At 68.0% G+C, this 23,319-nt stretch carries 27 protein-coding genes; 13 read left to right on the forward strand and 14 right to left on the reverse strand.

The genetic code is table 11. From position 1 onward, the window contains the following. Positions 1-183: 183 nt before the first annotated feature. The 4 genes from IM689_RS15150 to IM689_RS11695 form a co-directional block, all read right to left on the reverse strand. The gene (locus tag IM689_RS15150) at positions 184-930 is read right to left on the reverse strand and encodes a TnsA-like heteromeric transposase endonuclease subunit (protein ID WP_406565499.1); all 747 of its coding nucleotides are present in this window, start codon (positions 928-930) and stop codon (positions 184-186) included. A 259-nt stretch (positions 931-1,189) separates the two neighbouring features. Then, positions 1,190-1,648 carry a hypothetical protein gene (locus IM689_RS11685; protein ID WP_193644126.1) on the reverse strand — a complete coding sequence of 153 codons (459 nt, stop codon included), beginning with the start codon at positions 1,646-1,648 and terminating at the stop codon, positions 1,190-1,192. 76 nt (positions 1,649-1,724) lie between these two features. Then, positions 1,725-2,429 carry a Pr6Pr family membrane protein gene (locus tag IM689_RS11690; RefSeq protein WP_193644127.1) on the reverse strand — a complete coding sequence of 235 codons (705 nt, stop codon included), beginning with the start codon at positions 2,427-2,429 and terminating at the stop codon, positions 1,725-1,727. 148 nt (positions 2,430-2,577) lie between these two features. Next, positions 2,578-3,006 carry a PH domain-containing protein gene (locus tag IM689_RS11695; RefSeq protein WP_118912351.1) on the reverse strand — a complete coding sequence of 143 codons (429 nt, stop codon included), beginning with the start codon at positions 3,004-3,006 and terminating at the stop codon, positions 2,578-2,580. A gap of 145 nt (positions 3,007-3,151) precedes the next feature. Between IM689_RS11695 and IM689_RS11700 the strand changes: the two genes are divergently transcribed. From IM689_RS11700 to IM689_RS15155, 3 genes are read left to right on the forward strand one after another with little or no spacing between them, the layout of a single operon-like run. Next, positions 3,152-3,940 carry an alpha/beta fold hydrolase gene (locus IM689_RS11700; RefSeq protein ID WP_193644128.1) on the forward strand — a complete coding sequence of 263 codons (789 nt, stop codon included), beginning with the start codon at positions 3,152-3,154 and terminating at the stop codon, positions 3,938-3,940. Between the two features lie 20 nt (positions 3,941-3,960). Next, entirely contained in the window at positions 3,961-5,223 is a 1,263-nt protein-coding gene (locus tag IM689_RS11705; RefSeq protein ID WP_319803872.1) for a pyridoxal-phosphate dependent enzyme, read from the forward strand. Continuing rightward, a complete protein-coding gene (locus IM689_RS15155; protein ID WP_193644129.1) occupies positions 5,105-5,512 on the forward strand; it encodes a RidA family protein in 408 nt (135 codons plus the stop codon). The genes IM689_RS11705 and IM689_RS15155 overlap by 119 nt, the downstream gene beginning before the upstream one ends. Here IM689_RS15155 and IM689_RS11715 read toward each other — a convergent pair. Together IM689_RS11715 and IM689_RS11720 are read right to left on the reverse strand one after the other, a co-directional pair. Further along, complete coding sequence (locus tag IM689_RS11715; RefSeq protein ID WP_193644130.1) at positions 5,493-6,437, reverse strand: aminoglycoside phosphotransferase family protein; 945 nt, start codon at positions 6,435-6,437, stop codon at positions 5,493-5,495. The two genes, IM689_RS15155 and IM689_RS11715, sit on opposite strands and share 20 nt — an antisense overlap. Before the next feature lie 16 nt (positions 6,438-6,453). Then, positions 6,454-6,891 carry a PH domain-containing protein gene (locus tag IM689_RS11720; protein WP_319803873.1) on the reverse strand — a complete coding sequence of 146 codons (438 nt, stop codon included), beginning with the start codon at positions 6,889-6,891 and terminating at the stop codon, positions 6,454-6,456. A 57-nt stretch (positions 6,892-6,948) separates the two neighbouring features. Here IM689_RS11720 and IM689_RS11725 point away from each other — a divergent pair, with 57 nt between their 5' ends. From IM689_RS11725 to IM689_RS11760, 8 genes are all read left to right on the forward strand, one after another. Further along, positions 6,949-7,410 carry an SRPBCC family protein gene (locus tag IM689_RS11725; RefSeq protein ID WP_193644131.1) on the forward strand — a complete coding sequence of 154 codons (462 nt, stop codon included), beginning with the start codon at positions 6,949-6,951 and terminating at the stop codon, positions 7,408-7,410. 10 nt (positions 7,411-7,420) lie between these two features. Beyond that, positions 7,421-8,389: a pseudouridine synthase gene (locus IM689_RS11730; RefSeq protein ID WP_193644132.1), complete on the forward strand. Its 969-nt coding sequence runs from the start codon at positions 7,421-7,423 to the stop codon at positions 8,387-8,389. 65 nt (positions 8,390-8,454) lie between these two features. Continuing rightward, entirely contained in the window at positions 8,455-8,997 is a 543-nt protein-coding gene (locus IM689_RS11735; RefSeq protein ID WP_193644133.1) for a YbaK/EbsC family protein, read from the forward strand. After that, positions 8,994-9,818, forward strand: coding sequence for a DUF1206 domain-containing protein (locus IM689_RS11740; RefSeq protein WP_193644134.1), 825 nt, complete (start codon positions 8,994-8,996; stop codon positions 9,816-9,818). The genes IM689_RS11735 and IM689_RS11740 overlap by 4 nt, the downstream gene beginning before the upstream one ends. A gap of 86 nt (positions 9,819-9,904) precedes the next feature. After that, positions 9,905-10,606 carry an HAD hydrolase-like protein gene (locus IM689_RS11745; protein WP_193644135.1) on the forward strand — a complete coding sequence of 234 codons (702 nt, stop codon included), beginning with the start codon at positions 9,905-9,907 and terminating at the stop codon, positions 10,604-10,606. A gap of 10 nt (positions 10,607-10,616) precedes the next feature. Then, positions 10,617-10,805 carry an antitoxin gene (locus tag IM689_RS11750; protein ID WP_118912359.1) on the forward strand — a complete coding sequence of 63 codons (189 nt, stop codon included), beginning with the start codon at positions 10,617-10,619 and terminating at the stop codon, positions 10,803-10,805. Between the two features lie 122 nt (positions 10,806-10,927). After that, positions 10,928-12,301, forward strand: a complete 1,374-nt coding sequence (locus IM689_RS11755) for an MFS transporter (protein WP_129663576.1) — start codon at positions 10,928-10,930, stop codon at positions 12,299-12,301. A gap of 140 nt (positions 12,302-12,441) precedes the next feature. Then, positions 12,442-12,798 (forward strand): RNA polymerase-binding protein RbpA, encoded by a 357-nt coding sequence (locus tag IM689_RS11760; RefSeq protein WP_047312847.1) that lies wholly within the window; start codon positions 12,442-12,444, stop codon positions 12,796-12,798. 76 nt (positions 12,799-12,874) lie between these two features. Here the strand turns inward: IM689_RS11760 and IM689_RS11765 are convergent, their stop codons facing one another. Both IM689_RS11765 and lnt read right to left on the reverse strand, forming a co-directional pair. After that, complete coding sequence (locus IM689_RS11765) at positions 12,875-13,474, reverse strand: FxsA family protein (RefSeq protein WP_255464774.1); 600 nt, start codon at positions 13,472-13,474, stop codon at positions 12,875-12,877. A gap of 7 nt (positions 13,475-13,481) precedes the next feature. After that, entirely contained in the window at positions 13,482-15,056 is a 1,575-nt protein-coding gene (gene lnt / locus IM689_RS11770; protein WP_319803874.1) for an apolipoprotein N-acyltransferase, read from the reverse strand. 289 nt (positions 15,057-15,345) lie between these two features. Between lnt and ybaK the strand changes: the two genes are divergently transcribed. Continuing rightward, the gene (ybaK, locus tag IM689_RS11775; protein WP_047312912.1) at positions 15,346-15,843 is read left to right on the forward strand and encodes a Cys-tRNA(Pro) deacylase; all 498 of its coding nucleotides are present in this window, start codon (positions 15,346-15,348) and stop codon (positions 15,841-15,843) included. Between the two features lie 37 nt (positions 15,844-15,880). Next, complete coding sequence (locus tag IM689_RS11780) at positions 15,881-16,807, forward strand: 5'-3' exonuclease (RefSeq protein WP_193644136.1); 927 nt, start codon at positions 15,881-15,883, stop codon at positions 16,805-16,807. A gap of 21 nt (positions 16,808-16,828) precedes the next feature. Here the strand turns inward: IM689_RS11780 and IM689_RS11785 are convergent, their stop codons facing one another. The 6 genes from IM689_RS11785 to IM689_RS11810 form a co-directional block, all read right to left on the reverse strand. Next, positions 16,829-19,618, reverse strand: coding sequence for a DEAD/DEAH box helicase (locus IM689_RS11785; RefSeq protein WP_193644137.1), 2,790 nt, complete (start codon positions 19,616-19,618; stop codon positions 16,829-16,831). Positions 19,619-19,691: 73 nt separating this feature from the next. After that, complete coding sequence (gene tatC / locus IM689_RS11790) at positions 19,692-20,474, reverse strand: twin-arginine translocase subunit TatC (RefSeq protein WP_227484791.1); 783 nt, start codon at positions 20,472-20,474, stop codon at positions 19,692-19,694. A gap of 64 nt (positions 20,475-20,538) precedes the next feature. Beyond that, the gene (gene tatA, locus IM689_RS11795; protein WP_129663572.1) at positions 20,539-20,817 is read right to left on the reverse strand and encodes a Sec-independent protein translocase subunit TatA; all 279 of its coding nucleotides are present in this window, start codon (positions 20,815-20,817) and stop codon (positions 20,539-20,541) included. A 52-nt stretch (positions 20,818-20,869) separates the two neighbouring features. After that, positions 20,870-21,223 (reverse strand): hypothetical protein, encoded by a 354-nt coding sequence (locus IM689_RS11800; protein WP_193644139.1) that lies wholly within the window; start codon positions 21,221-21,223, stop codon positions 20,870-20,872. Further along, positions 21,220-22,230 (reverse strand): helix-turn-helix transcriptional regulator, encoded by a 1,011-nt coding sequence (locus tag IM689_RS11805; RefSeq protein ID WP_047312841.1) that lies wholly within the window; start codon positions 22,228-22,230, stop codon positions 21,220-21,222. Before IM689_RS11805 ends, IM689_RS11800 begins: the two co-directional genes overlap by 4 nt. Then, positions 22,227-23,264, reverse strand: a complete 1,038-nt coding sequence (locus IM689_RS11810; protein ID WP_193644140.1) for a helix-turn-helix transcriptional regulator — start codon at positions 23,262-23,264, stop codon at positions 22,227-22,229. The genes IM689_RS11805 and IM689_RS11810 overlap by 4 nt, the downstream gene beginning before the upstream one ends. Between the last annotated feature and the right edge of the window lie 55 nt (positions 23,265-23,319).

The raw sequence follows: 23,319 nt of genomic DNA on the forward strand, positions 1-23,319 counted from the left end.
AGCCGGCAGGCGTGGCCGAGGGGCGGCGTTCCGTTCACTCACCTCGCTCCCTCCGTGAACAACCCGATTGCCGCGAGCGACCGCTGGCGACGCACGTCGGCCTTGGACGGGGTGGCTACGGCCTTGCGTCCGAGGAAGCGCGTGTAGCGCTCCCGGCCCTCGGTCAGCAGGTCACAGCGACGCTCATCGGGTGCGAGGGCTCTGGCCCGTGTCTCGCGGCCTTCTGGACCCATTCCTCGATCTGCCGGGGACTGCGAAAGCCCTCGGAGTCCCACATGCCCAGGCCGATGAGGACCGAGCGTGGGGAGTAGCCCGCTCGAAGGGCTGCCCGAATGCCCGGCAGGAGAGCCTCAGCCTTGACCACAGGGGTCCCGGCTTCCGCCATCGCCTCGCAGTAGGCACCCAGAACGGAGCGGGCCACCTCGGGGCTTCCGGAGGAAGAGGTTGAGGTCGCGACTCTGGCCGGGAGCGCCAAGCTTCCGTCAACGCGAACCGGTGGGCCTCGGCTTTGTCCGGGTGACGCACGTCCACAAGCCGTCCGTCGCCGTTGCTCAGCCCGACGAAGAAGTCGGGGACGTGATCGCGGAGTCGTCGGCCCTCGGCATCCTGCGTGCCCTTGGGCCACAGGATCGCCAGCGGCTGGGAGGAGACGCCCACGACATCGGGGTCATGGTCTGCGCTCAGTAGGTACTGCCGCTCCAGCAGGCTCTCGAACCCGGTGTGCCGCTTCATCGTGGAGGACCACCACAGTCCCTCGTAGTTGCGCTTGCCCGGCCAGGCGAAGAACTCGCGGATGGGGAGGGCATCCTCGAAGGGCTCTGCCGTGAGCGACCGGCTGGCCTCGACATTGAGCAACCGACCATCGAGGCGCGCCAGCACGCGCAGGGTTTCCGTGACGTTGCTCGGCAAGGAGTGCAGCGCTCGACTCACGGAGCCTCCAGGTCTTCTCGCGTTGGACAGTTGACCATGTGTATCGGATCAACTGCGACTAAATGGCGCTTGCTATAGCAGTGTCCGATCTGGTGCGAGAGGTCTCAACTGGAGCGAGAGGAGCACACGCAGCGTCTCGCGAGGAGTGGCTGATTGACTCTACTTTACATAATGTAGATTATCGGCAACTGACTGGAGCGTCGAAAGGGGCTGACGACGTGCTCACGCACCTGCTTCGTCAGCCCCCTTCTGCGTGGCGTTACTGCACCGACGTGATCGACTGCGTCGTGCCGTTCAGATCGAACGTGTCGCCTGCGCGCTTGCCGCTGATGCCGTCGTAGATCGGTGCGTCCGTCGACATGCCCGAGAAGCTACGGCCTTGTGATTCGAACTCGCTCACGGCGACGCCCACCAGGTAGACCTCGTCGCCGAAGCTCACCACGGCGCCTGGCTCCACAGTCTCCTTTGCGGACACGTCGAGGTTCTCGGCCGTCGTGATCAGCTCCTGCTGGCGGTCGTCGGTCTCCTGGTACATCGCGTGCAGGTCGCCGGCTTCGTCCTCGTGCGAGATATCGTCGACGTCGACCTCGTCGGTCTCCGTGGCCTGCGCCTCGTGGCTCTCCAACGCGACGGCTTCGCTGTTCGCGTCCGCCTGTTCCTTGAGGTGCTTGACGAGATCCGCCTTCAGCGTTTTCTTGTCGATGTCCTGAGTGCTCATGGAGCCAACCTACGCCCCAACCCGGGCGGCGTGACTCCCCTAAAATTGCATAGACGATCGATATAGTTGCCGACGGTCAGCGCCGCCGGCTGAGCACCTTGTCCAGCCCGGTGTAGAGCGCTGCCAGAGCGAGGCCGAACGCCAGGATCGCGCACAACGCCACCGCCACCGAGGCGTAGCCGTTCGTCGACACGTTGACGAAGGGATACGGGTACGCGTCGATGATGGCGCCGCGCGCGAGCATGTAGACCACCCACACGACCGGCACGACGAGGAACAGGCTGAACGTCCGACGGTCGAAGGCACGCCGTGGCCCGACGACGAGCCACGCGAGCACCGACAGCACCGGAACCGCCTGATGCTCGAGGAAGTTCGTGACAACAGCGACGCCGGTCGGATTCGCGTCCGGCGCGAGAACGACCTGGTAGACGATCGCCGTCACGGTGATCATCACGAGCGCGTCGAGCAGAAGCACGCGAGCCAGGCGCGAGAAGCGGTCCCCGGTCGGCCTCTCCCCCGACGTCGCGGCGGCTCGCCTTGCCTGCAACGCGAGGAGGGTGAACGCGAGCGCCACGACGACGTTCGACCACACCGTGAAGTAGCTCAAGGTGTCGATCACGCGCGGCAGCGCGCCGGCCGCGCCCGTCGGGTTGTTCCCGTACGCGTGTGCTGCGATTTCCGCGTGCGAGTAGTTGTCGGTTGCGGACAACGTCACGTCGAGTGCCACGTCGAACCAGGCCAGTGCAGCCACGAACCCCCACACGCGTCGAGCCGAGCTCATGTGCTGCTACCTCTCCCCCGCCGCACGGGCGTGACGACAGGAACCCCGACACTAATCCTCAGTTGCCCGGCGCCGCAGTCACTTCCGCACTCCGGTCCCGACTTGATGGCGAACCTTCTTCCCGCGACGACGTGCCGCGGAGGCCGGCTCAGTCCTGGTTGATGAAGCGGACGTTCTCCTGTGCCACTCCCATGAGGTAGCGGTACAGCCCGGGCAGGTCGAAGTTCTTGGGGAACTCGAACCGGTAGGAGTCGTAGGCAAGGTTGTGGGAACGAAGCCTCGGTGTTGTGACGAAGGTGATCGTGATCTCCGAGTCGTCCATCCCGCCGCCGGCGGTCTCGGCGGTCACGTCGACGATCGTGTTGAGGGCGATCGACTTCACTCGCGTCTTCTTGCCCGTCGCACCCTGGTGGTCGAGCGTGATGATGCGGAGATTCGTGATGCAGAAACCGTCACGCAGCATCCTGAACGCGTTGTGGATCTGCTCACCCGGCAACAGCCACGGCGCGTACTCCGCCTGTGCTTGCTGCGGGTCCATCTGCTGCATGTTGCCTGCGAGGCCTTGGAAGATTCCCATAAGCACGAAGGTAGAGAAGGGAGGCGGGTCGCGATGACAAAATCAGGAAAGTCCGGACGGTGCCCTCGGCTACCGTCGGTCCATGGGCCACCGACCGACGCGTGAACCCTTCTCGGACGGCACAGGCTTTCGGATTCGGCCACACGTGCCCAATGGCGTCGGTGTTCTTACGGTCGCCGGCTCGAGCGGCCGTCTCGATGACCCCCGGGCGAAGATCTTCGCAGCGAAGGGATGCGTCGCGGAGACGATGACGTGGTTCGGCGGTCCCGGTCAGAACGCAGGCCCCTACGACATCCCTCTTGAGACTTTCCTCGATCGCGCCGCAGCGCTACGCCGCGAGTGCGACCACGTCGTCCTCGTCGGTACCTCCTTCGGAGCCGAGGGTGTGCTGGCCGCAGCGGCCCAGGACGGCGGGGTCCTCGTGGACGCGGTGGTCGCGTTCGCTCCAAGCAGCGTCGTGTGGTGTGCCATCCGCCCTGACGGAACTGCCACCAGCCACTGGACCTTCCGCGGTCAGGCGCGGCCCTATGTCGCGTTCTCCGAAGGCCACTGGCCCGACGACGCCACGCCCTCCTTCCTCGACCTCTACCGTTCCTCACTCGAGCAAGCGCCCGAGCGAGTCCGTGACGCCGCCACCATCGCCGTGGAACGGATCCCCCACGTCATCGCGGTCGCAGGCGGGGACGATCAGGTCTGGCCCTCCGCTGACTTCGCTGAACGCATCGCTCGGCGACGCGCCGAGCACGGCCTCGACACCGTCATCGTGGCCGACGAAGCAGCCGGCCACCGCACGATCCTGCCCGGCGAGCCCGTCGCCACCGGAGGGCACGTGTTGGCCCGCGGCGGCAGTGAGCAGGCCGACCGACAACTGGGTGCGAGCGCTTGGGCAGACGTCGAGGCGCTGCTGGCCGGCCTGGGCAGTACGCCGGCGTGACCACGGGCTAACCCTCCCTTGTGGCCCGGCTCACACGATTCGATGATGGGCTCCTGCTCCGCGGCCGCTCCGAAACTACGTACCCGCTCGACCACTCCCGCTGGCGCGGTGACGACGGATCGCCGCTCTCCTACGACGACCGGCCCGGCATCACGTGCGACGACGTCGACGCCACGGAGCGTTCGATCTGGCGCTACCGCCGCGCCCTGCCTGTGACGTTCGAACGCGAGATCTCCCTCGGCGAGGGCATGACACCCCTCGTGACGAACGAGGTTGACGGCGAGATGCTCAAGTTCAAGCTCGAATACTGCAACCCGACCGGCTCGTTCAAGGACCGCGGCCTCTCCACGATGATCACCGCTCTGGCCGACGCCGGTCAGCGCGAGGCGCTCGAGGATTCGTCCGGTAACGGCGGCTCGTCGTTCGCCGCCTACGCGGCCGCCGCAGTCATCGGATCACGCGTCCTCGTCCCCGAAGGCACGTCACCCGGCAAGATCCTGCAGACGCGTGCCCACGGCGCCGAGATCCAGATCGTCCCCGGCACGCGTGACGACTGCTCCGCCGAAGCCCTGCGGCAGGCCGAAGAACGCGCCTACGCCTCCCACAACTGGCACCCGATGTTCATCCAGGGCATCAAGACGCAGGCCTATGAGATCTGGGACGACCTCGGCCCCACGGCGCCTGACACGATCGTCCTCGTGGCCGGTTCCGGGAGCCAGGTCATCGGCCACGACCTGGCGTGGCACGAACTCGAGCGCGCCGGCGCCATCGACCCCGTGCCGCGCCTCGTCATGGCGCAGCCCGCGAGCGCCTCACCGCTCGTCGACGCGTTCGCCAAGGGCGCTGACGACGTCGGGCCTGTCGTTCCGGCCGCGACGATGGCTGAAGGCACCGCGATCGGAAACCCTGTGCGTGGCCGAGAGGTCCTCGCGGCTCTGCGCCGGTGCAACGGTCTCGCAGCGCGACGAGTGAGGACGCCATCGCCGCAGCCACGTGGACGCTGGTTGGCCGCGGCCTCTACGCCGAGCCGACGAGCGCCAACGCATACGCGGGATATCGCGCACTGCGCGACGCAGGCCAGCTCGACGGCACCGGCACCACCGTTCTCGTGCTCACCGGTTCGGGTCACAAGTCCGCCGCCCGGATGGTGGAGGTGTTCGGCGGATGAGCGGCGTCGATCTGCCGACGCCGAAGGGGCACTACTCCCATGCCGCCCGCGTCGGCGACCTGCTCTTCCTGTCGGGTCAACTCCCCCTCGACGAGGCAGGCACCCCGCGCACTGACCTGGACCTTGAGGGGCAAGCCGAACTTGTCTTCACCAACCTCGACCGGGTGCTCGCGGCGGCAGGTGCACCACGCGACGCCTTGGCGCAGGTGCGCGTTTACGTCACCGACGTCGAACTGTGGCCACGCGTTGACGCCGTGTGCCGCGCGTGGCTCGGCGACCATCGTCCGGCCCGGTGCGTCGTGCCCGTTCCCGCTCTGCACTGGGACAGCCTTCTCGAGACTGAAGCCGTGGCCCACGTACCGACCGCGGAGGTGGAGAACGCCGTCAGCCCTGCATCGCCTTGATGATCGACACGGCCTTCGTCAGGTCAGGAGCCGCAGCTCCGGGCCGGAGCGCTGCTTGGGCATCCCACCACGCGTTGTCGAGGAGCCGCAGGATGCTCCAGGCGCGCGCACGTTCGGGTGCGACGCCCATGGGGTCGCAGGCGTAGTCGACGCGAAAGCGCAGGTGGTTGCGCAGGTTGTACGCCCCGGCAGCTTCGTCCCAGCGGTTCCACAGCAGCGGTGCGACGGCGAGCGCCGGCTCTCCCGCGAGGGGTTTGGGGTCGATGGCGACGAACCCGTCCACCGTGCCCGCCCGCCGGGTCTGCATGACGTTGTCGTCGTGGAGGTCGGAGTGCACGAGCGTGGCGTCGATTCGCTCGGACTGCGGCAGGTCGCGGGCGAGCGCGATGCCCTGCTGCACGAACCGACGCGGCATCGGCGGCGGTGACGACTCGAGGCGCTCCCGGATGCGGGCACACCACGCGCTCGCTGTGTCGAGCTGTGGCAATGCCGGGTGGGTGAGCCGGGCGTGGATGAGTCCGATCATCTCGCAGGCGTCGAGAGCCGACATCTCGTGAAGGCGCACGGCAGGCTCGCAGCGCTCGAGAAGCAAGGCCCACCGCGCGGGATCGGCCGCTCTCATCCGGACGGCGCCCGTGCCCCGCCACGCGCGCAGTGCGAGGTGCTCGTGACGAGCCTCCGCGTGGGGCCACGTCACCTTCAACGCCGCGCGCTCCTTGCCGACCCTGACCGGGACGACGAGTGCACACTCACCGAACGCGGTGGGGCCCTCGGGCTGTGCCTTCCACGTCGACAGGCACTCGTCGAGCAGACGCGGCAGTGACGCGAGCCACGTGTCGCCGTCGATTCCCCCGTCGGCGTCGGCCGGGCGTCCCGCGACGCGAGCGCGGAAGGCGTCCGGAATGAGATCGGCTCGTGCGGGCATCGGCCCAGCGTAGGCGTCAGGCGTCGTTGAGCGACGCGTAGTTGCGCTGCGCGATCGTCATGAGGTGGCGGTACAGACCCGCAATGTCGAAGCTCTTGTTGAAGGTGAAGGTCATGGTGCTGTACTCCACCGTGTGTGCTCGCAGCCGGGGCGATGTGATGTAGGTGATCGTGAGATCCGAGTCGTCGATTCCGATGCCTGCCGTCCGAGCAGTCACGTCGACGATCGACGCGAGCGGGATGGAACGGACGTCGACCTTCGGGTTGACCGGCCCCTCCCGGTCGAGGGCGATGAGGCGCAGATTCGTCAGGCAGAACGAGTCGAGAACGAGTTCGAAAGCGCCCTCGAGGCGCTCGTTCTCGACCAGCCACGGCCCGTACTGCTCGCGCGCCTTCTCCTCCTTCATGAGCGAGGCGTTGCCGGTGAGTGCGTTGATGAGAGCAATGCTCGACACGATATCGGCGGACTACGCCGTGGCGGGTTCTGCTCCGCATCCGCTTACCCTGTGCGCATGGGTGAATTCAAGGTGAGCCGCGCGCGTCACACGAGCGCCGCGCCGTCGCAGATCCACGCCCTCATCGACGACTTCCGCAACTGGCCGCAGTGGTCGCCGTGGGAGGGACTCGACGACACCATGACCCGTACATTTGAGGGCCCCGAGCAGGGGGTCGGCAGCCGCTACGCCTGGAAGGGCAACAAGAAGGCCGGCTCCGGGCACATGGAGATCACCGAGTCGACGCCGGAGCGCATCACCGTCGCGCTGACGTTCACCGAGCCGTTCTCGTCGGACAACACGACCGTCTTCGACCTTCGTCCGAGCGCCGACGGAGGCACGGACGTCAGCTGGACGATGACCGGTCCGCAGAGCGTCGCGCAGAAGATCTTCTTCACGGTGTTCCGCATGAAGAAGAGGGTGGAGAAGGACTTCGACAAGGGCCTGGCCGCACTCGCCGCTGCCGCAGAGCGGAGCTGAGTCACCCGCCATGCCAACGCACTCCCCGCTGCCCATGCGTCACGGGCTGCGGGCCGCGTGGGTGCGCACGCCGGATCGCGACCCCGCGAACCCGATGCCGTGGGCATCGATGCGTGACTTCCTGCGCCACAAGCTGCCCGCAGAGGTCGACGTCGACGCGATGCTCGCCGACGGGCGTTTCGTCGACGACGACGGACGCCCCTGGAACGGTGACGAGATCTACCGTCCCCACACGTTCGTGCACTTCCACCGTGACCTGCGGCCCGAGCCGGAGCTTCCGTTCGAGCTCGACGTTCTTCACGTCGACGAGCGGATCGTCGTCGTCGACAAGCCGCACTTCATGGCCTCGATCCCCCGTGGTCGCCACGTCACGCAATCGGTCGTCGTCAAGGCGCGCGAGATGCTCGACCTGCCCGAACTCGGGCCGGCCCACCGCCTCGACCGGCTGACGGCGGGGGTACTCGTCCTCACCACCGAACAGCGTTGGCGAGCTCCCTACCAGCGCATGTTCGAAGCCCGCGTCCCGGCGAAGACGTACGAGGCGCTCGCTCCCCTGCGTGACGACCTGGAACTTCCGCGTCGCGTGGAATCGCACATCCGCAAGGACCACGGCACTGCGCAGGCGTACGAGGTGGCGGGCGCGGCCATCAACGCCGTCACCGACGTCCACCTCGAGGAGCGGCGCGTTGTCACGACGGGCGACGAGGGTGACGAGGGTGACGCTCGCGCCCACCAGGTCGGCCTTTACCGGCTCGAGCCGAGCACCGGTCGCACCCACCAACTGCGTGTCCACATGAGCGGGCTCGGTGTACCGATCTGCGGCGACCCGCTCTATCCACGCGAGTTCGCCGTCGACATCGACGACTACTCCACTCCCCTGCAGCTGTTGGCGCGACGCCTCGAGTTCGTCGATCCCGTCGACGGGCGCACTCGCGTGTTCACCTCGCGCCGAGAACTCACCCTTGGGGACGCGACCTGACGCGCATCCGCGCGCGCCGAGCCGACCTCGGCCCCAGAAGGCCGCATCCGTCGTAGCATCCGCACATGCCATCACTCGAAGGAAACCTCTCGTGGGCGCCCCTCGCCGAGCGCCTCGACGACGTGGCGAAACCCGTTGCCGACGCGGTGAACACGGTGCCGAGCGCGCGCGTCGCGATCATCGACCCGCACCTGGCCGACACCGCTGCGTTCTGTTACGCCTATGACGTCGACCCTGCCGCGAGCGCCAACTGTGTCGTCGTGACGGGCCGGCGCGGGGAGACGAAGACGACGGCCGCCGTCCTCGTGCTGGCCACGGACAAGGCCGACATCAACGGCGTCGTGCGTCGCCACCTCGGAGCCCGCAAGATCTCGTTCGCCGACCAGAGCGAGACGGAGGTCGAAAGCGGCATGGTGCGCGGCGGCATCACGCCCGTCGGCCTGCCGAGCGACTGGAAGCTCCTCATCGACGAGCGGGTCGTCGAACGCGGCGAGGTGCTCGTCGGCGGTGGCGTACGCGGCGCCAAGATCATCGTGGATGCTGCCGAACTGGCCGGGCTGCCCCAGGCCGAGGTGCTCACCCTGGCCATGACCGAGGAGACGTCGTGAACACTTCAGCTCATCGCATGGGCGACAAGAAGCCCGACATCGCCGATGACGCGCAGGAGGCGATCAACGACGCAGCCAACCACCCGTGGGTGGAGCGCGCGGCGCGTATCGGCTACGCGGCCAACGCAGTCATGCACCTGCTCATCGGCATCGTCGCCGTCCGGCTGGCCACGGGCGGAGGAGGCTCCGCCGACCAGGGCGGCGCGCTGGGGATGCTGACCGAGAACACGTGGGGCAAGGTCCTGCTCGGCATCGGCGCGTTCGGCTGGGCGGCGCTCGCGTTCTGGCAGATCGGCGAGGCGTGCCTCTCCTTCCACGAGGCGAAGACGCGGCTCAAGGCCGCGGCCAAAGCGGGCACCTACGCCGTGCTCTCGGGCATGTGCATCATGACGCTCGCGCGCGGCCAGAGCAGTTCGAGCAAGCAGCAGAACGCCTCGATGACCGGCAAGCTCATGGAGAACACCGCCGGAGTCATCCTCGTGGGCCTGGCCGGTGCGGTGATCGTCGGCGTCGGCATCTACCACGTCGTCAAGGGCGTCAAGAAGAAGTTCTTCGAGGACCTGCAGAAGAACCCGGGCAAGTGGGCCGAGTGGTCGGGCGTCATCGGGTACTCGCTCAAGGGCCTGGCCCTCGTCCTCACGGGCGTGTTCTTCGTCAACGGCGCCATCACGCACGACCCGAAGGACACGGGCGGCCTCGACACGGCGCTGAAATCGCTGCTCGACAAGCCGCTCGGCTCCGTCATGGTGGCCGTCATCGGCATCGGGTTCGTGGCCTTCGCCGTGTACTCGGCGGCACGGTCGAAGTACGCGCGCGTCTGACCTTCTGCTCGCACGAAACGGCCGTCGCATCCTCGGGTGAGGCGGCCGTTTCGTCGTGCACGGGGCGTGTTTGTGAGGATGGGCGCATGACGCGCTGGAGCCCCGGTACCCGAGTGAGCCTCGTCCTCTTCGACCTCGACGGCACGTTGTCCGACTCGGCGCCGGGCATCACCTCCTCGATGCTGCATGCCCTGACGCACCACGGCCTCGAGGTGCCGAGCGACGACGTCCTCAACTCCTTCGTCGGCCCGCCGTTTCGCGTCTCGCTCGAAGGAATCGGTCTGCCACCCGAACGCGTGGACGAGGTCGTCACCACCTATCGCACCGACTACGAGGCAGGCCGGCTGTTCGACAACGAGCTCTACCCCGGCATCCGTGACGTGCTCGCCGGGCTTGCGGACGCCGGGACGACCGTGGCCGTGGCCACCTCGAAACCACAGGCGACGGCGCGACGAATCGTCGAGCACTTCGGCCTCGCGCCGCACCTTGCAGGCGGCCTCGAGGGCGTCTTCGGCGCCGACGTGACGAACCCCCGCGACACCAAGGCCGACGTCATCGCTCGAGCCCTGGCCCACCTGCAACGCGAACCGGATGCAGACGTCGTCATGGTCGGTGACCGCCTGCACGACGTCGAGGGCGCCGCGAAGCACGGCATCGCGACGATCGGCGTCTCGTGGGGTTACGCCGCACCCGACGAACTTCGTGACGCGGGCGCCGCCGCCGTCGTCGATTCGGCCGACGACCTTGCGGCCCTTCTGCTCCCGGGCGCTTCGAGACCCCTCGACTAGGATTCAGGCCATGAAGATCAACCTCCTGACCCAGGCGATCGCCCAGGGCCGCAAGTACGTGCGACAGAACCCGGAGAAGGTGCGTCAGGCGACGCAGCGCGCCGGTTCGTTCGTCGACTCCAAGACGGGCCGCAAGCACACGGCCAAGATTGACAAGGCCACCGGCGCCGCTGACCGCTTCATCGACAAGCAGCGCTGAGCAGCTGACACGCTCCGCCCCGAGACGCCGAACGGCGTCCCGGGGCGGTCGCTTTCCCCACCGCCAATGCGGGTTGGGGACAGTCACGTCCGCACGAGCCGCGGATGTGACACGCTTCACCCGTGAACACCGCAGCCGCCTCGCCTCTCGCGCCCGACGCCGCCACGCGCGCCCGTCGCCAACGCAGCTGGTACTGGTACGACTGGGCCAACTCGGCCTTCGTCACGACGACGTCGACGGTGCTGTTCTCCCCCTACCTCACGTCGGTCGCCAAGGCGGCGGCCTGCCCTGATCAGCCCACAGACGTCGCGTGTCACGCGAACCTCTCGGTGCTCGGCATCCCGGTCTCCCCCGGCTCGCTCGCGCCGTACACGATCACCGTCTCGACGATTCTGAGCGCCGTCCTCCTACTTCTCGTCGGCGCCATCGCCGACCGGGTCCAGCGCCCCTCGCGCCTGCTCGGCGCGTTCGCGTGGGTCGGCGCAGCCGCGGCGTCGGCGATGTTCTTCGTCACCGGCACGAACTGGCAGCTCGGCGTGGTGCTCCTCATCATCGCCAACCAGTGCCTCGGTGCCTCCCTCGTCGTCTACGACGGCCTGCTCGTGCGGATCAGTGACGAGTCGGAACGTGACCGTGTCAGTTCGCGTGGTTGGGCCCTGGGCTACCTGGGCGGTGGCTTGCTCCTCGCGGCCAACCTCGCCGTTGTCACGCTGCACGACAAGATCGGCCTCAGCACGGGCGAAGCCGTCCGCGTGAGCCTCCTGAGCGCAGGCCTGTGGTGGGCCATCTTCACGCTCATCCCCGTGCTCGGGCTCAAGGACGTGCGCCACCCAGAACGCCCCGCGGCGGCGAGTGACGCCGGAACGGTGCGCGGCAGCCTGCGTCAGCTCACGAGCACGTTCCGTGAACTCAAGCACTACCCCGACACCCTCGTCTTCCTCCTCGCCTACCTCTTCTTCAACGACGGCATCCAGACGGTCATCGTCTCGGCCAGCCTGTACGGCAAGGAGGAGCTCGGCTTCGGCGACAGCCAGCTCATCGTGACGATCCTGCTCGTGCAGTTCGTGGCGTTCCTCGGCGCCCTGTTGTTCGGCCGCCTCGCGGCCGTCATGGGCGCCAAGAAGGCCATCCTGCTCTCGCTCGGCCTGTGGACCCTCGTCATCGCCGTCGCGTTCTTCCTGCCCGAGAAGCAGTTCGCGCTGTGGCTGTGCCTCGGCGTCGGCATCGGCATCGTGCTCGGTGGTTCGCAGGCGCTCAGCCGTTCGGTATACAGCAAGCTCGTACCGCTCGGGCGAGAGTCGGAGTACTTCAGCCTCTACCAGGCCATGGAACGCGGCACGAGTTGGTTCGGCACCCTGACGTTCGGCCTCGTCCACCAGCTCACCGGTTCCTACCGTCTGTCGATCGTCGCGCTCGTCATGTTCTTCGCCCTCGGCGCCTACCTGCTGTCCCGCGTCGACGTCGAGCGCGGCATGGCGCGCGCTGGCCAGGGCTGACGCTTTGGTCGCGGGCCGCTTGAGGCCATACGATGACAGATGGAACATTTGTCACGTCTGTGGCGTTGTTCTGCGTGAAGCAGCGCGGTGAGCGCTCTCACCAAACAGACGCGCTGTACGTGTGAAGTTGGGAGACATCCATGGCCGAACGTTCTCTGCGAGGTACCAACCTCAGCACCCTCTCTCTCGAGACGGACGAGGGCATCGCCTTCAGCGAGCGTCAGATGGTCAGCTACCGCTGCGAGCAGGGGCACGTCGTGGAACTGCCCTTCTCCGTCGAGGCCGACGTGCCGGCGCTCTGGGAGTGCCGTTGCGGCCTCGAGGCCAAGCTCATCGACGGCCCCGAGCCGGAGCGCAAGCCCGTCAAGCCGGCCCGTACGCACTGGGACATGCTCCTCGAGCGTCGTTCCGTCCCCGAGCTGGAGGAGCTGCTGGACGAGCGTCTGACGCTCTTGCGCGAGTCGCGTGGCGAGAAGCCGCGCAAGAAGAAGTCCTGACGAGCCGCGCTCGTCCACCACGAAGGCCGGTCACCCCGAGAGGGTGACCGGCCTTCGTGTGTGGCGCGTGAGCGCGTCAGTCGATGATCTCGCCCTCGACGACGTCGTCGGACGCAGATCGAGTGCGCCGACGCGACGAGGTGTGCGTCGAGGAGGTCGACCCGTAACCGCCGAAGCTGTCCGAGGTCGGGTACGGCCGGCTCAGCGGATCCGGCCCGCCGAACCCGCGGGTGGCAGAGAAGCCGCCGGGGCCGAAGCTCGCCACCTGGACCGAGCCGAGGAGCTTGGCGGCCACGACCTTCTCGAGCAGCTTGCGCGTGAACGGACGCGTGAACGGCAGGAGGAAGAACAGGCCGAGGAAGTCGGTGAAGAAACCCGGTGCGAGCAGCAGCGTGCCGCCGACGAGGATGAGGGCAGCGTCCGAGAGTTCTCGCGCAGGCATCCGTCCGGAACCGAACGCCTGGCGCAGCGCCCCGAAGGCACGACCCGACTCACGCTTGACGATCCACGCACCCAGCGCGGACCACAGGACGAGGAGGCCGAACGTCGGCCATCCGCCGATCGTCTGCCCCATCTTGATGATGATGAACACCTCGATGACGGGGATGACGAGCAGCGCCAGCATCAGCCAACGCGCCCAGCCCTTGCGGCGAGGACGACTCGAGTAGGTAGTCACATCAGGTTCAACGAACGGCGGCGCGCGAAGATTTCCGCCCGCGGCGCAGATTCAGCGCGAACGCGATGACGCAGGCCGCCGTCGCCACGATCTCGGGCGCGCGGCCGAGACGCTGAGCGAGCGTGGCTTGCGAGCGCAGCGGCAACTCCCCCGTCAGCACCGCCTGGGTGAACAGCGACGTGCGTTCGTACGTCACGCCGTCCGGGGTGATGAGCGCGCTCACACCGACGGTGGAGACGTGCGCGATCGAGCGGCCGTACTCGAGCGCGCGCAGGCGCGAGATGGCGAGTTGCTGCGTCGACTCGGCGGTGTAGCCGAACGTCGCGTTGTTCGTCTGAACGAGGAAGAGCTGCGCGCCACGGTTCGCCGGCTTGCGCAGGAGGTCGTCGTAGGCCACCTCGAAGCAGATGATCGGTGCCGCCTTCACTGCGCCGGACTTCGTGGGCACGGAGAACACCCCGACCTTCTGGCCCTGGGTGAAGTCCGCGCGCACGAGATCGACCTGCTTGGAGAACGTGCGGAAGAACGAGCGGTACGGGATGTACTCGCCGAACGGCACCGGGTGCTGTTTGACGTAGGTGTCGCTCAGGCCCTTGCCCGGAAGGTAGAGCATCGAGGCGTTCGAGACCTTCGGCATCGGCTCGGACAGGACCGCTCCGACGACGAGCGGCGCGTCCAGTCGGCGCAGCGCGCCCGCGATCTCGTCACGGGCGCCGGCGTTGCGCTTGGGGTCGATGTCGGAGGCGTTCTCGGGCCACACGACGATGTCAGGTTTGGGTGTGGCGCCGGCCGCAACGGCGTCGGAGAGCTTCTCGCTGGCTCGCACGTGGTTGTCGAGCACGGCGCGGCGCTGAGCGTTGAAGTCGAGACCCGCGGTCGGCACGTTGCCCTGGATGCCGGCGATGTCGATGGTGCGCCCCTCCGTCGGGGGTGTGATGACGGAGCCCGCGAGGAGGGCCACGGCGGCGACAGCAACTGCGCCGACGGCGGAAGCGCTGGAAAAGCGGCTACCCGCATCGGCCTGTGTCGTCTCGCGGGAGGAGACGCCCCGCCATGAGGTGAACGCCCACACGCCCAGCCCGGCGAGTGCGCCACCGGCGAGGGCGAGCGCGAACGTCAGGCCTGGTGAGCTCACCCACGCGACGAGGGGCGCCCACGGGGCGTCGGCCTGCGAGAAGGCGAGGCGGGCCCAGGGGAAGCCGCCGAACGGCGTGGTGCCGCGCAACCACTCCTGTGTCACCCACGCTGCCGCGCCCAGCACAGGCGCGAGGCGTCGACGCTGAAAGGACGCGATGAGCGCGCCCATGCCGGCGAAGTACAACGACTGCAGGACGGCGAGCGCCATCCACGGGAACGTGCCGACGTACACACCCGACCACGAGAGCACCGGCGCGAAGAACGCCATGCCGAAGACGAAACCGAGCAGAGCTCCCCAGCGGGCACGGACGTGCAGGACGCTGACGGCGAAGAGTGCCAGGGCGATCGGGACCGTCCACCACAGCCCGTGATCGGGAAATGCGAGCCACAGCGCGAGGCCGGCCACCATTGCGGCGGCCAGGCGAAGGAAGCGACGAGGGAGCACCGCACAAGGGTAACTCAGCGGGGAAAGTGTGACGGACGGGCTCACACCGTTGGGGCCGACCAGCCGGAGCCGGAAGTTTTCTACTAGGTGTGAGACCCGTCCGTAGTCGCACGCGATCGCGTCACGTGCTTCACGCAAAGATAGCCACGCACGGGCGGGCCTTCAACGTGATCGTCAGGATCGGATTCGGGCCCCTTGGGTCGGCGCTTCGGCCCTGCCGCAGAAACTCCCGAGAAGTGCGGCGTGTCGTCTTTCGGGGCGACTTCGAAATGCGCTATAGAGAGTGATCATGGCGTCTCGAAACGTGAACACCGGCCCGACCACCCCCGCGACGCGCGCGCTCGACGCGGCAGGTGTCTCGTACGAAGGGCTGCCGTACGAGCACGATCCGTCGGTGACCTCCTACGGTGACGAAGCCGCGCAAGCTCTCGGTCTCGACCCCAGCCACGTGTTCAAAACCCTTGTCGTGTCGCTGGATTCGGGATCCTTCGGCGTCGCCGTCGTCCCGGTCTCGACGACGGCCGACCTCAAGGCCGTGGCCGCAGGGCTCGGCGCCAAGAAGTGTCGCCTCGCCGAACCGCGTGACGTGGAACGTCTCACCGGGTACGTGCTCGGAGGCGTCTCCCCCGTCGGCACGCGCACCGCCCTCGCCACGGTTGTCGACGCGAGCGCGGAAGCCCTGGCGACGGTGTACGTCTCGGGTGGGCGGCGCGGATTCGACATCGGGTTGGCGCCGGCCGACCTCGTTGAGAACGTTCACGGACGCTTCGCCCCGATCGCGCGCTGAGGCTCGACGCCTCGAGCGCTGTGGCACGATGACGCTCATGACGCCGCGTCGACTCATGCTGCTGGATTCCGCGAGCCTGTACTTCCGGGCCTTCTACGGTGTGCCCGAGCGGGAGGCACCGGATGGCACCCCCAACAACGCATTGCGCGGCTTCACCGACATGATCGCGACGCTCGCCAGCACCTACGAGCCCACCGACCTCGTGGCGTGTTGGGACAACGACTGGCGCCCCGCGTTCCGCGTCGAGGCCATCCCGTCGTACAAGTCGCACCGCGTGCTCGAGGGCACCGACGGCTCCGAGGAGTCACCGGAGAAACTCGCGCCGCAGGTGCCGCTCATCCGCGAGATGCTCGAGCTCGTCGGCATCACCCGCCTCGGCGTCGACGGCTACGAGGCGGACGACGTCATCGGCACGCTGACACACCGCTTCACCGGCCAGGGCCCGGTCGACGTGGTCACCGGCGATCGTGACCTCTTCCAACTCGTCGACGACGCCATGAGCGTTCGCGTGCTCTACACGGCCAAGGGCGGCGTGCGTGCCCCCGACCTCGTCGACGAGAGCTTCCTCATGACGAAGTACGGCGTGCCCGGCGGGCGCGCGTACGCCGATCTTGCCGTCATGCGCGGCGACACGAGCGACGGACTGCCTGGTGTCGCGGGCATCGGCGAGAAGACCGCGGCCGGGCTGCTCGCCGAGTTCGGCACCCTCGCCGCGATCCGTGGGGCCGTGGCGAACGGCGATCCCCGCATCAAGGGAGCGCGCCGAACGCGGCTGGAAGCCGCTCATGACTATCTCGATGTGGCGCCGAAGGTCGTCGATGTGGCGCTGGACGTCGAGGTGCCCGGCGACCTCGTCACGGCCCTGCCCGACGGCGTTGCACAGCCTGACAGGTTCGCCGACTTCGCAGCCCGCTACGACCTCGGCGGCAGCGCGGAGCGACTCTCCGCCGCGCTCACGCGCTGACGCACGCTCCACCTGACGGGTTCAGTCGAGACGGTCGGCCGCCACGACGCCGCGTTGAATGCCGGCGATGGCAGCCTTGGCCGTCTTCGTCAAGCCCTCGTGGTGGGTGGCACCCGCGATCTGATCGAGCAGGTCGACGAGCTGACGGCAGCGTCGCACGAAGTCACCCGCGGTGAGTTCCTCGTCGCGCAGAACGGCCTCGAGCCCCTGGCCCGCCGTCCAGCGGTGAACCGCCCACGCGAGGCCCGCGTCCGGAGCCGCCATTTCGGTGAGGCGGTGCTGCACGAGCGCGTCGTCGATGACCGACCACAGGTTGTGCGTCTCCTCGAGGGCGTCCGCGACGTCCCGGTTGGGCATGCGTGGCGCCTCCCCCACGACGTCGCGCCGCGACTCGTGCACGAGCGCCGAGACGGCGGCAGCCAACGAGGGGGCGTCGAGCTTCTCCCAGATGCCGGCGCGCAGGCACTCGGCCGTGAGCAGATCCTTGTCCGAGTACAGGCGCATGAGCGACGTTCCGCGCTCGGTGAGCGCGAGCCCGCCGTGCTTGGTGTCGTTCGGCTCGAGGTAGTCGAACTCGACGAGCACGTCGCAGATGCGGTCGAACTGCTTGGCGACGGTGTGCGTGCGGTTGTTGATCTTGGAGACGAGCGTGTCGGTCTCGCGGCGCAGTTTCCACCAGCGCTCGGCCCAGCGCGCGTGGTCCTCGCGGTACTCGCACGTGTGGCACGGGTGCGCCCGCAGGCGGCGCTGCAACTCCTCGATCTCGGCCGTGATCGCACGGTCGGGCTCGATGGCAGTGCGACGCATCGGCTTCGGCGGGTCGTGCGGCACCTTGGCCCGCAGTGTTGCGGCCAGGTCGCGGCGCGACTTGGGCGAGCGCGTCGTGAAGCCCTTGGGGATCTGCAGTCGCGTGAGCGGGTCGAGCGGAGCGTCGATATCGCTCGACGTCACCTGGCGCAGCTGTCCGTCGGCCGTGATGACGCTCGGTGACGGGCCCTCGCGTTTACCGCCACGGTTGGCCTTGACGACGATGGCGAGGCCCTCACGCCGGCCGCTCGGGATGCGCACGACGTCGCCGGGGGCGAGTTCGCCGAGGGACCGATCAGCTGCCGCCCGAACGGCGGCAGCGCGCTTCTTCGCGGCGTTCTTCTCCAGCTCGCTGATGCGCCGGCGCATGCCCGCGTACTCGGTGAAGTCACCGAGGTGGCACTGCATGGCCTCCGCGTAGCCCTCGAGGCCCTCCTCGTTCTGACGCAGCTTGCGCGACAGTCCCACGACGCTGCGGTCCGCCTGGAACTGCGCGAACGACGACTCCAGCACTTCGCGGGCACGTTCGCGCCCGACGGTGTGGACGAGGTTGACGGCCATGTTGAACGTCGGGCGGAAACTGGAGCGCAGCGGGTAGGTGCGCCGTGACGCGAGCCCGGCTACGGCCTCTGCTTCGACACCGCGGTTGTAGAGCACGACGGCGTGGCCCTCCACGTCGATGCCGCGACGGCCCGCACGTCCGGTGAGCTGCGTGAACTCGGCCGGCGTGATGTCGACGTGCGACTCGCCGTTGTACTTGACGAGGCGTTCGAGCACGACGCTGCGCGCCGGCATGTTGATGCCGAGGGCCAGCGTCTCCGTCGCGAAGACGGCCTTGATCCGACCCGTGACGAACAGCTCCTCGACGATCTCGCGGAACGTCGGCAGCATGCCGGCGTGATGGGCTGCGAAGCCGCGTGTGAGGCCCTCGACGAAGTCGTGGTAGCCGATGACGGCGAGATCCTGCGTCGGGATGTTCGCGACGCGCTCGGCGACGTACGCGCGGATCGACTCCCCCTCCTCGGGTGAGACGAGCTGCGTGCCGTACCCGAGGAGTTGGGCGACGGCCGCCTCACAGCCGTTGCGGCTGAAGATGAACGTGATGGCCGGGAGCAACCCGGCGCGATCGAGGGAGTCGATGACGTCGGCGCGGTGCGCGGGGCGGAATGACTCCCCCGGCTTGCTCTGCGGTGCCGGACGCCGACCGCGCCCGCGGCGACCGGACGGAGCCCCCGCGTCGAAGCGGCGTCCACCGCGCGGTCCGCGTGTGATGAGACTGATGCGTTCCAGGAGCCGCGGGTTCACCTTGAGGCGCTTCTCGTCGTCCTGGACGAGCAGGTCGTACATCCAGTGCCCGACCATCATGTGTTGGTAGAGCGGCACCGGCCGGTGCTCGGTGATGACGACGTCGGTGTCGCCGCGCACCTGCTGCATCCAGTCGCCGAACTCCTCGGCGTTGCTCACCGTGGCCGACAGGGCGACGACCTGCACCGACTCGGGCAGGTGAATGAGCACTTCCTCCCAGACGGCGCCGCGGAAACGGTCGGCGAGGTAGTGCACCTCGTCCATGACGACGAAGCCGAGACCGGCGAGCGTCGAGGAGCCGGCGTACAGCATGTTGCGCAGCACCTCGGTCGTCATGACGACGATGGGTGCCTCACCGTTGTGCGAGGTGTCACCGGTGAGCAGGCCGACGTTCTTCTCGCCGTGCTGTTCGACGAGGTCGGCGTACTTCTGGTTGCTCAGGGCCTTGATCGGCGTCGTGTAGAACGCCTTGCGCCCGGTGTGGACGGCGAGGTAGCAGGCGAACTCTCCGACGACGCTCTTGCCCGCACCCGTGGGGGCCGCGACGAGGACGCTGTGCCCCTCCTGGACCGACTGTGCAGCCGCTCGCTGGAACTCGTCCAGCGGGTAGGGCAGCTGCTCGATGAAGTGGCCGAGGTGACTCGAGTCGAACTTCCGGCGTGACGCGGCCTGGGCGAACTTCTCGGCGGGAGACGACATGGTCACCAGGCTATGACACAGGCGGGCCACCGCTCGGTAGCCCGCCTGTGTCGAGTGTTCGTGCCGTGCCCGATCAGAGTGCGGAGGCCTTGTCGTCGCTGATCTCCATCCACTCCGGACGGGCCTTTGCCTCCCGTCGGCCTCGAATCTTGTCGAGGACGAGGGCGAGTCCGGCAGAGCCGTAGAAGAGGACGAGCAGCGGTGCCGACAGCAGGAACATCGTCCAGACGTCCGGGGTGGGCGTCATGATGGCCGCAAAGGTGGCGATGACGATGATGGCGAAGCGCCAACCCTTGAGCATCATGCGGCCCGAGAGGATGCCGAGCACGTTGAGTGCCATGAGGAGGATCGGCAGCATGAACGACAGCCCGAACGCGAGAATGAAGCGCGTGACGAACGAGAAGTACTCGGTCGCGCTGGGCAGGTTCGAGGCGTTGTCCGGTGTGGCTCCCAGCAGCAACTCGACCGCGTTCGTGAACGTCTGAGTGCCCATGTAGACACCGCAGGCGAACAGGACGAGGGCGGCACCGATGAAGATGCGCCCCAGGCGCTTTTCCTTCTTCGTGAGGCCGGGCACGAGGAACGCCCAGATCTGCCAGAGCCAGACGGGGCTCGCCACGATGAAGCCGATCCACATCGACACCTTCAACTTGAGGTTGAAGGGGGCCGTGACGCCGTTGAAGTTGACGTCGATGTTCGAACCGGGGTGAAGAGCGGCAATGTCGGTGATCGGCTGCTTCAGGAAGTCGTAGACGTCCTGGTAGACGATCCAACCGACCACGCAGCCGACGAGGATCGCGATGACGGAGACGATCGCGCGGTTGCGAAACTCACGCAGGTGCCCCCCGAGGGACATCCGCGCTTCGGGATTGTCTTTGCGTCGACCGAATCGAGCCACGATGTGCGTGCGGTGCCCGTGCTCAGTAGTCGCGGCGCTCGTCGGCGCGGGTGGCGCCGTCGTGCGGAGCGTTGTCGCGCGGGGCTGCGGCGTCGCGACGCGTGGCCTCGCCCTCGACGGTCTCCGAGGAGGCCTTCGACTGCTTCTCGGTCTTCATCTCGTCGATCTCGCTCTTGAGGATGCGGGAGCTACGGCCGAGGCTGCGTGCCATGTCGGGCAGACGCTTCCAGCCGAGCAGCACGACGATCAGCACGATGAGTACGAGCAGGATCACGGGGTTGTCGAAGAGAGAGCGAAACATGAGCGTCCTTACGAAGAGTGCCACAGCGGCGCGGGGCCACCCGGTCTGATGGTCAGTCTAGGGGACGACGCCAATTCGCCCACACCTGCGTGTGGTCGTCGAGGCGCTCGTCCTTGTGCCGCGTACGGGCTCTGCGCAGTTGGTCGCGCCAATGGGAGGCGGGCTTGTCCCACGCCAATTCGTCGGCCCCGGAACGAACCACGAGCTCACCGCTCCCCCGTGTGGCGATGGCAGCGCGAGCCTTGTCCGCCTCGTCGCGGGCGGTTTGGGTGCGATCCAGCGCGTCACTCACGGTGCGACCGAAGTCACGTGCGTGGGGCCACACCTTCCACACGCGTCTCGCGAGGTAGGCGAAGGCCACGGACCAGAAGATCACCCAGAAGATGATCCACGACCACCACGTCACAGCGCCCGCGCCGTCTGGGACGGGTCGACACCGTAGGCCTCGAGCGCGCGGCGAGCCTCGTCGGCGACGTCGTCCGTGAGCGAGGCGGGACGCAGCACGCGGGCGGCACCGCCGAGCTGCAGCAGCAGGCGGCGCAGCCATCGGCCGTCACCCACGTACAGCGTGACGTCGAGATACTCGCCGGAGCGCTCGACGTCGTGGCACGGGTAGTAGTCGGCCACCCAGGCCGCTTCGGGCGCGAGCCTGATGCGAGCGCTCGGGTCGGAGTCGTTGGGGGCGAAGAATCCACGCGAGAGGTCCGTCGTGGCGGCGTCGGTGGGCACCGTTGCGGCAGCGTCGAGCACCTCGACCGACTCCACCCGGTCGAGACGGAACATGCGAACGTCCTGCGCGCGGTGGCACCAGCCCTCGAGGTACCAATGACCCTCGGTGTTGAGCAGCCGCATCGGGTCGACGTCGCGCTCGGTCATCTCGTCACGGGACGGTACGACGTAGCGCAGGTGCACGCGTCGGGAGGCGTCGAGCGCCTCGCGCAGCAGGCGCAGCACCTCGTCGCCGTCGCGTTCGAGGCTGACGCGCACCCGGTTGCTCGGATCGCCGCTCTCCCCCGTCGCCTCGACGAGTTTGGCGAGTGCACGGTCCACGGCGTCGCGTTCGGTGAGGCCGGGAACATCGAGCAACGTGCGCAGACCGACGGTGAGAGCGAGTGCCTCGTCGCGCGTGAAGCGCAGCGGTTTGGCGATCGTGTCGGCGTTGCGCACGTAGACGTAGCCCTCCTCCCATTCGGCCTCGATGAGGTCGTCGGGCATGTGGCCCGGTGTGCCGCACACGAAGAGGAGGGCGAGGTCGGCCTCGATCTGCTTGCGGCTCACGCCGAGGGTGCGTGCCGCCTGCTCGATGTCGATGCCCTGACGGCCCATGAGCCACGGCACCATGGTCAGCAGGCGCGCGAGACGGGTGGTTGCGGCCTCGCCGGAGATCGGCATGGGGGTGGTGGACTCGCTCATACCCGCTCCTCCTGGTGATCCGCAGCGGCGAATGTTGCCTCGCTCGACGTCGCGTCGCTCGTCATCGCCTGCAGCGCGCCCGTCAGGCGGCGGATCACGGCGTCGCGCAGCTCGAGTGGCTGCTCGACGAGCACGTCAGCGCCGAAGGAAGCCACCTCGTCGGCCAGCACACCGAGGTCGGCGTACTCGATGTCGACGAGCTGCCACTCGTCGTCGACGACGCCGACGGTGCGGGCGCGACGCACGAGCGAGTGACCGCGTTCGATGCGCACCCGCAGCACGGCGGGCGCCCAGTCGGCCACGCGCTCGGTGCCGGCGATCATCGAGTGCGCGTCGTGATCGGCGGGCACCTCGTAGCTACCGGGCTTGCCGACCTTGCGCACGGCGCCGTCGATCCGGGAGAGCCGGAAGACGCGGGGTGCGTCACGGTCGGTGTCGAAACCCGTGACGTACCAGTGGCCCTTGCGGTTGGTGACGGTCCAGGGCTGCAGCGAGCGGCGCGTCGACTCTCCCCCACCCTTGCGGTAGTCGAAGGTGATGGCGCACCGCTCCATGACGGCGTCCTTGACGGCCTCGAAGGCGGGCTCGGCCGTGCGGATGCGCGGCTCCAGCCCGACCACGGAAGCGGCGTCGTGCTCGATGTCGAGCGCTTCGAGCTTGCGCAGGGCCGCCGCGGCGGGGCCGGCGAGGCTCGCCTGCTGCCACGCGCGTGAGGCGAGACCGAGGACGGCGAGCTCGTCGGCGTCGAAGTGCAGGTCGGGCAGTTCGTACTCGCGCCGATCGATGCGGTAGCCCGTCTCGTCCTCGAAGAACGTGTCGATGTGCTCGGTGCGCAGCGGGATGCCGAGATCGCGCAACTCGTCCTTGTCGCGCTCGAACATGCGGTCGAAGGCCTCGTCGTTGGGCGCGTCGGCGTACTGACGCACCGCCTGCCGGATGGCCGATTTCGTCAGCGCGCGGCGCGTGTAGAGCAGCGCGATGACGAGGTTGAGCAGGCGTTCGGTCTTGGCTTCGGGCGTCGAGCGTGAGGCCACCGCGTGCCACCTTTCTGCCGAGGTCTCGTGACGGCTGCAGGCGCGTCACACCGAG

It is taken from the genome of Dermacoccus barathri (assembly GCF_015070805.1).
Taxonomy (GTDB): domain Bacteria; phylum Actinomycetota; class Actinomycetes; order Actinomycetales; family Dermatophilaceae; genus Dermacoccus; species Dermacoccus abyssi.

What these genes read in the sequence shown, in the direction of transcription:
- IM689_RS11685 (WP_193644126.1), bottom strand. Translation starts at nt 1,648, where the DNA reads ATGAGCACTCAGGACATCGACAAGAAAACGCTGAAGGCGGATCTCGTC.
- IM689_RS11690 (WP_193644127.1), bottom strand. Translation starts at nt 2,429, where the DNA reads ATGAGCTCGGCTCGACGCGTGTGGGGGTTCGTGGCTGCACTGGCCTGG.
- IM689_RS11695 (WP_118912351.1), bottom strand. Translation starts at nt 3,006, where the DNA reads ATGGGAATCTTCCAAGGCCTCGCAGGCAACATGCAGCAGATGGACCCG.
- IM689_RS15155 (WP_193644129.1), top strand. Translation starts at nt 5,105, where the DNA reads ATGAGCGGCGTCGATCTGCCGACGCCGAAGGGGCACTACTCCCATGCC.
- IM689_RS11715 (WP_193644130.1), bottom strand. Translation starts at nt 6,437, where the DNA reads ATGCCCGCACGAGCCGATCTCATTCCGGACGCCTTCCGCGCTCGCGTC.
- IM689_RS11725 (WP_193644131.1), top strand. Translation starts at nt 6,949, where the DNA reads ATGGGTGAATTCAAGGTGAGCCGCGCGCGTCACACGAGCGCCGCGCCG.
- IM689_RS11730 (WP_193644132.1), top strand. Translation starts at nt 7,421, where the DNA reads ATGCCAACGCACTCCCCGCTGCCCATGCGTCACGGGCTGCGGGCCGCG.
- IM689_RS11735 (WP_193644133.1), top strand. Translation starts at nt 8,455, where the DNA reads ATGCCATCACTCGAAGGAAACCTCTCGTGGGCGCCCCTCGCCGAGCGC.
- IM689_RS11745 (WP_193644135.1), top strand. Translation starts at nt 9,905, where the DNA reads ATGACGCGCTGGAGCCCCGGTACCCGAGTGAGCCTCGTCCTCTTCGAC.
- IM689_RS11750 (WP_118912359.1), top strand. Translation starts at nt 10,617, where the DNA reads ATGAAGATCAACCTCCTGACCCAGGCGATCGCCCAGGGCCGCAAGTAC.
- IM689_RS11760 (WP_047312847.1), top strand. Translation starts at nt 12,442, where the DNA reads ATGGCCGAACGTTCTCTGCGAGGTACCAACCTCAGCACCCTCTCTCTC.
- ybaK (WP_047312912.1), top strand. Translation starts at nt 15,346, where the DNA reads ATGGCGTCTCGAAACGTGAACACCGGCCCGACCACCCCCGCGACGCGC.
- IM689_RS11780 (WP_193644136.1), top strand. Translation starts at nt 15,881, where the DNA reads ATGACGCCGCGTCGACTCATGCTGCTGGATTCCGCGAGCCTGTACTTC.
- IM689_RS11785 (WP_193644137.1), bottom strand. Translation starts at nt 19,618, where the DNA reads ATGTCGTCTCCCGCCGAGAAGTTCGCCCAGGCCGCGTCACGCCGGAAG.
- tatC (WP_227484791.1), bottom strand. Translation starts at nt 20,474, where the DNA reads ATGTCCCTCGGGGGGCACCTGCGTGAGTTTCGCAACCGCGCGATCGTC.
- tatA (WP_129663572.1), bottom strand. Translation starts at nt 20,817, where the DNA reads ATGTTTCGCTCTCTCTTCGACAACCCCGTGATCCTGCTCGTACTCATC.
- IM689_RS11805 (WP_047312841.1), bottom strand. Translation starts at nt 22,230, where the DNA reads ATGAGCGAGTCCACCACCCCCATGCCGATCTCCGGCGAGGCCGCAACC.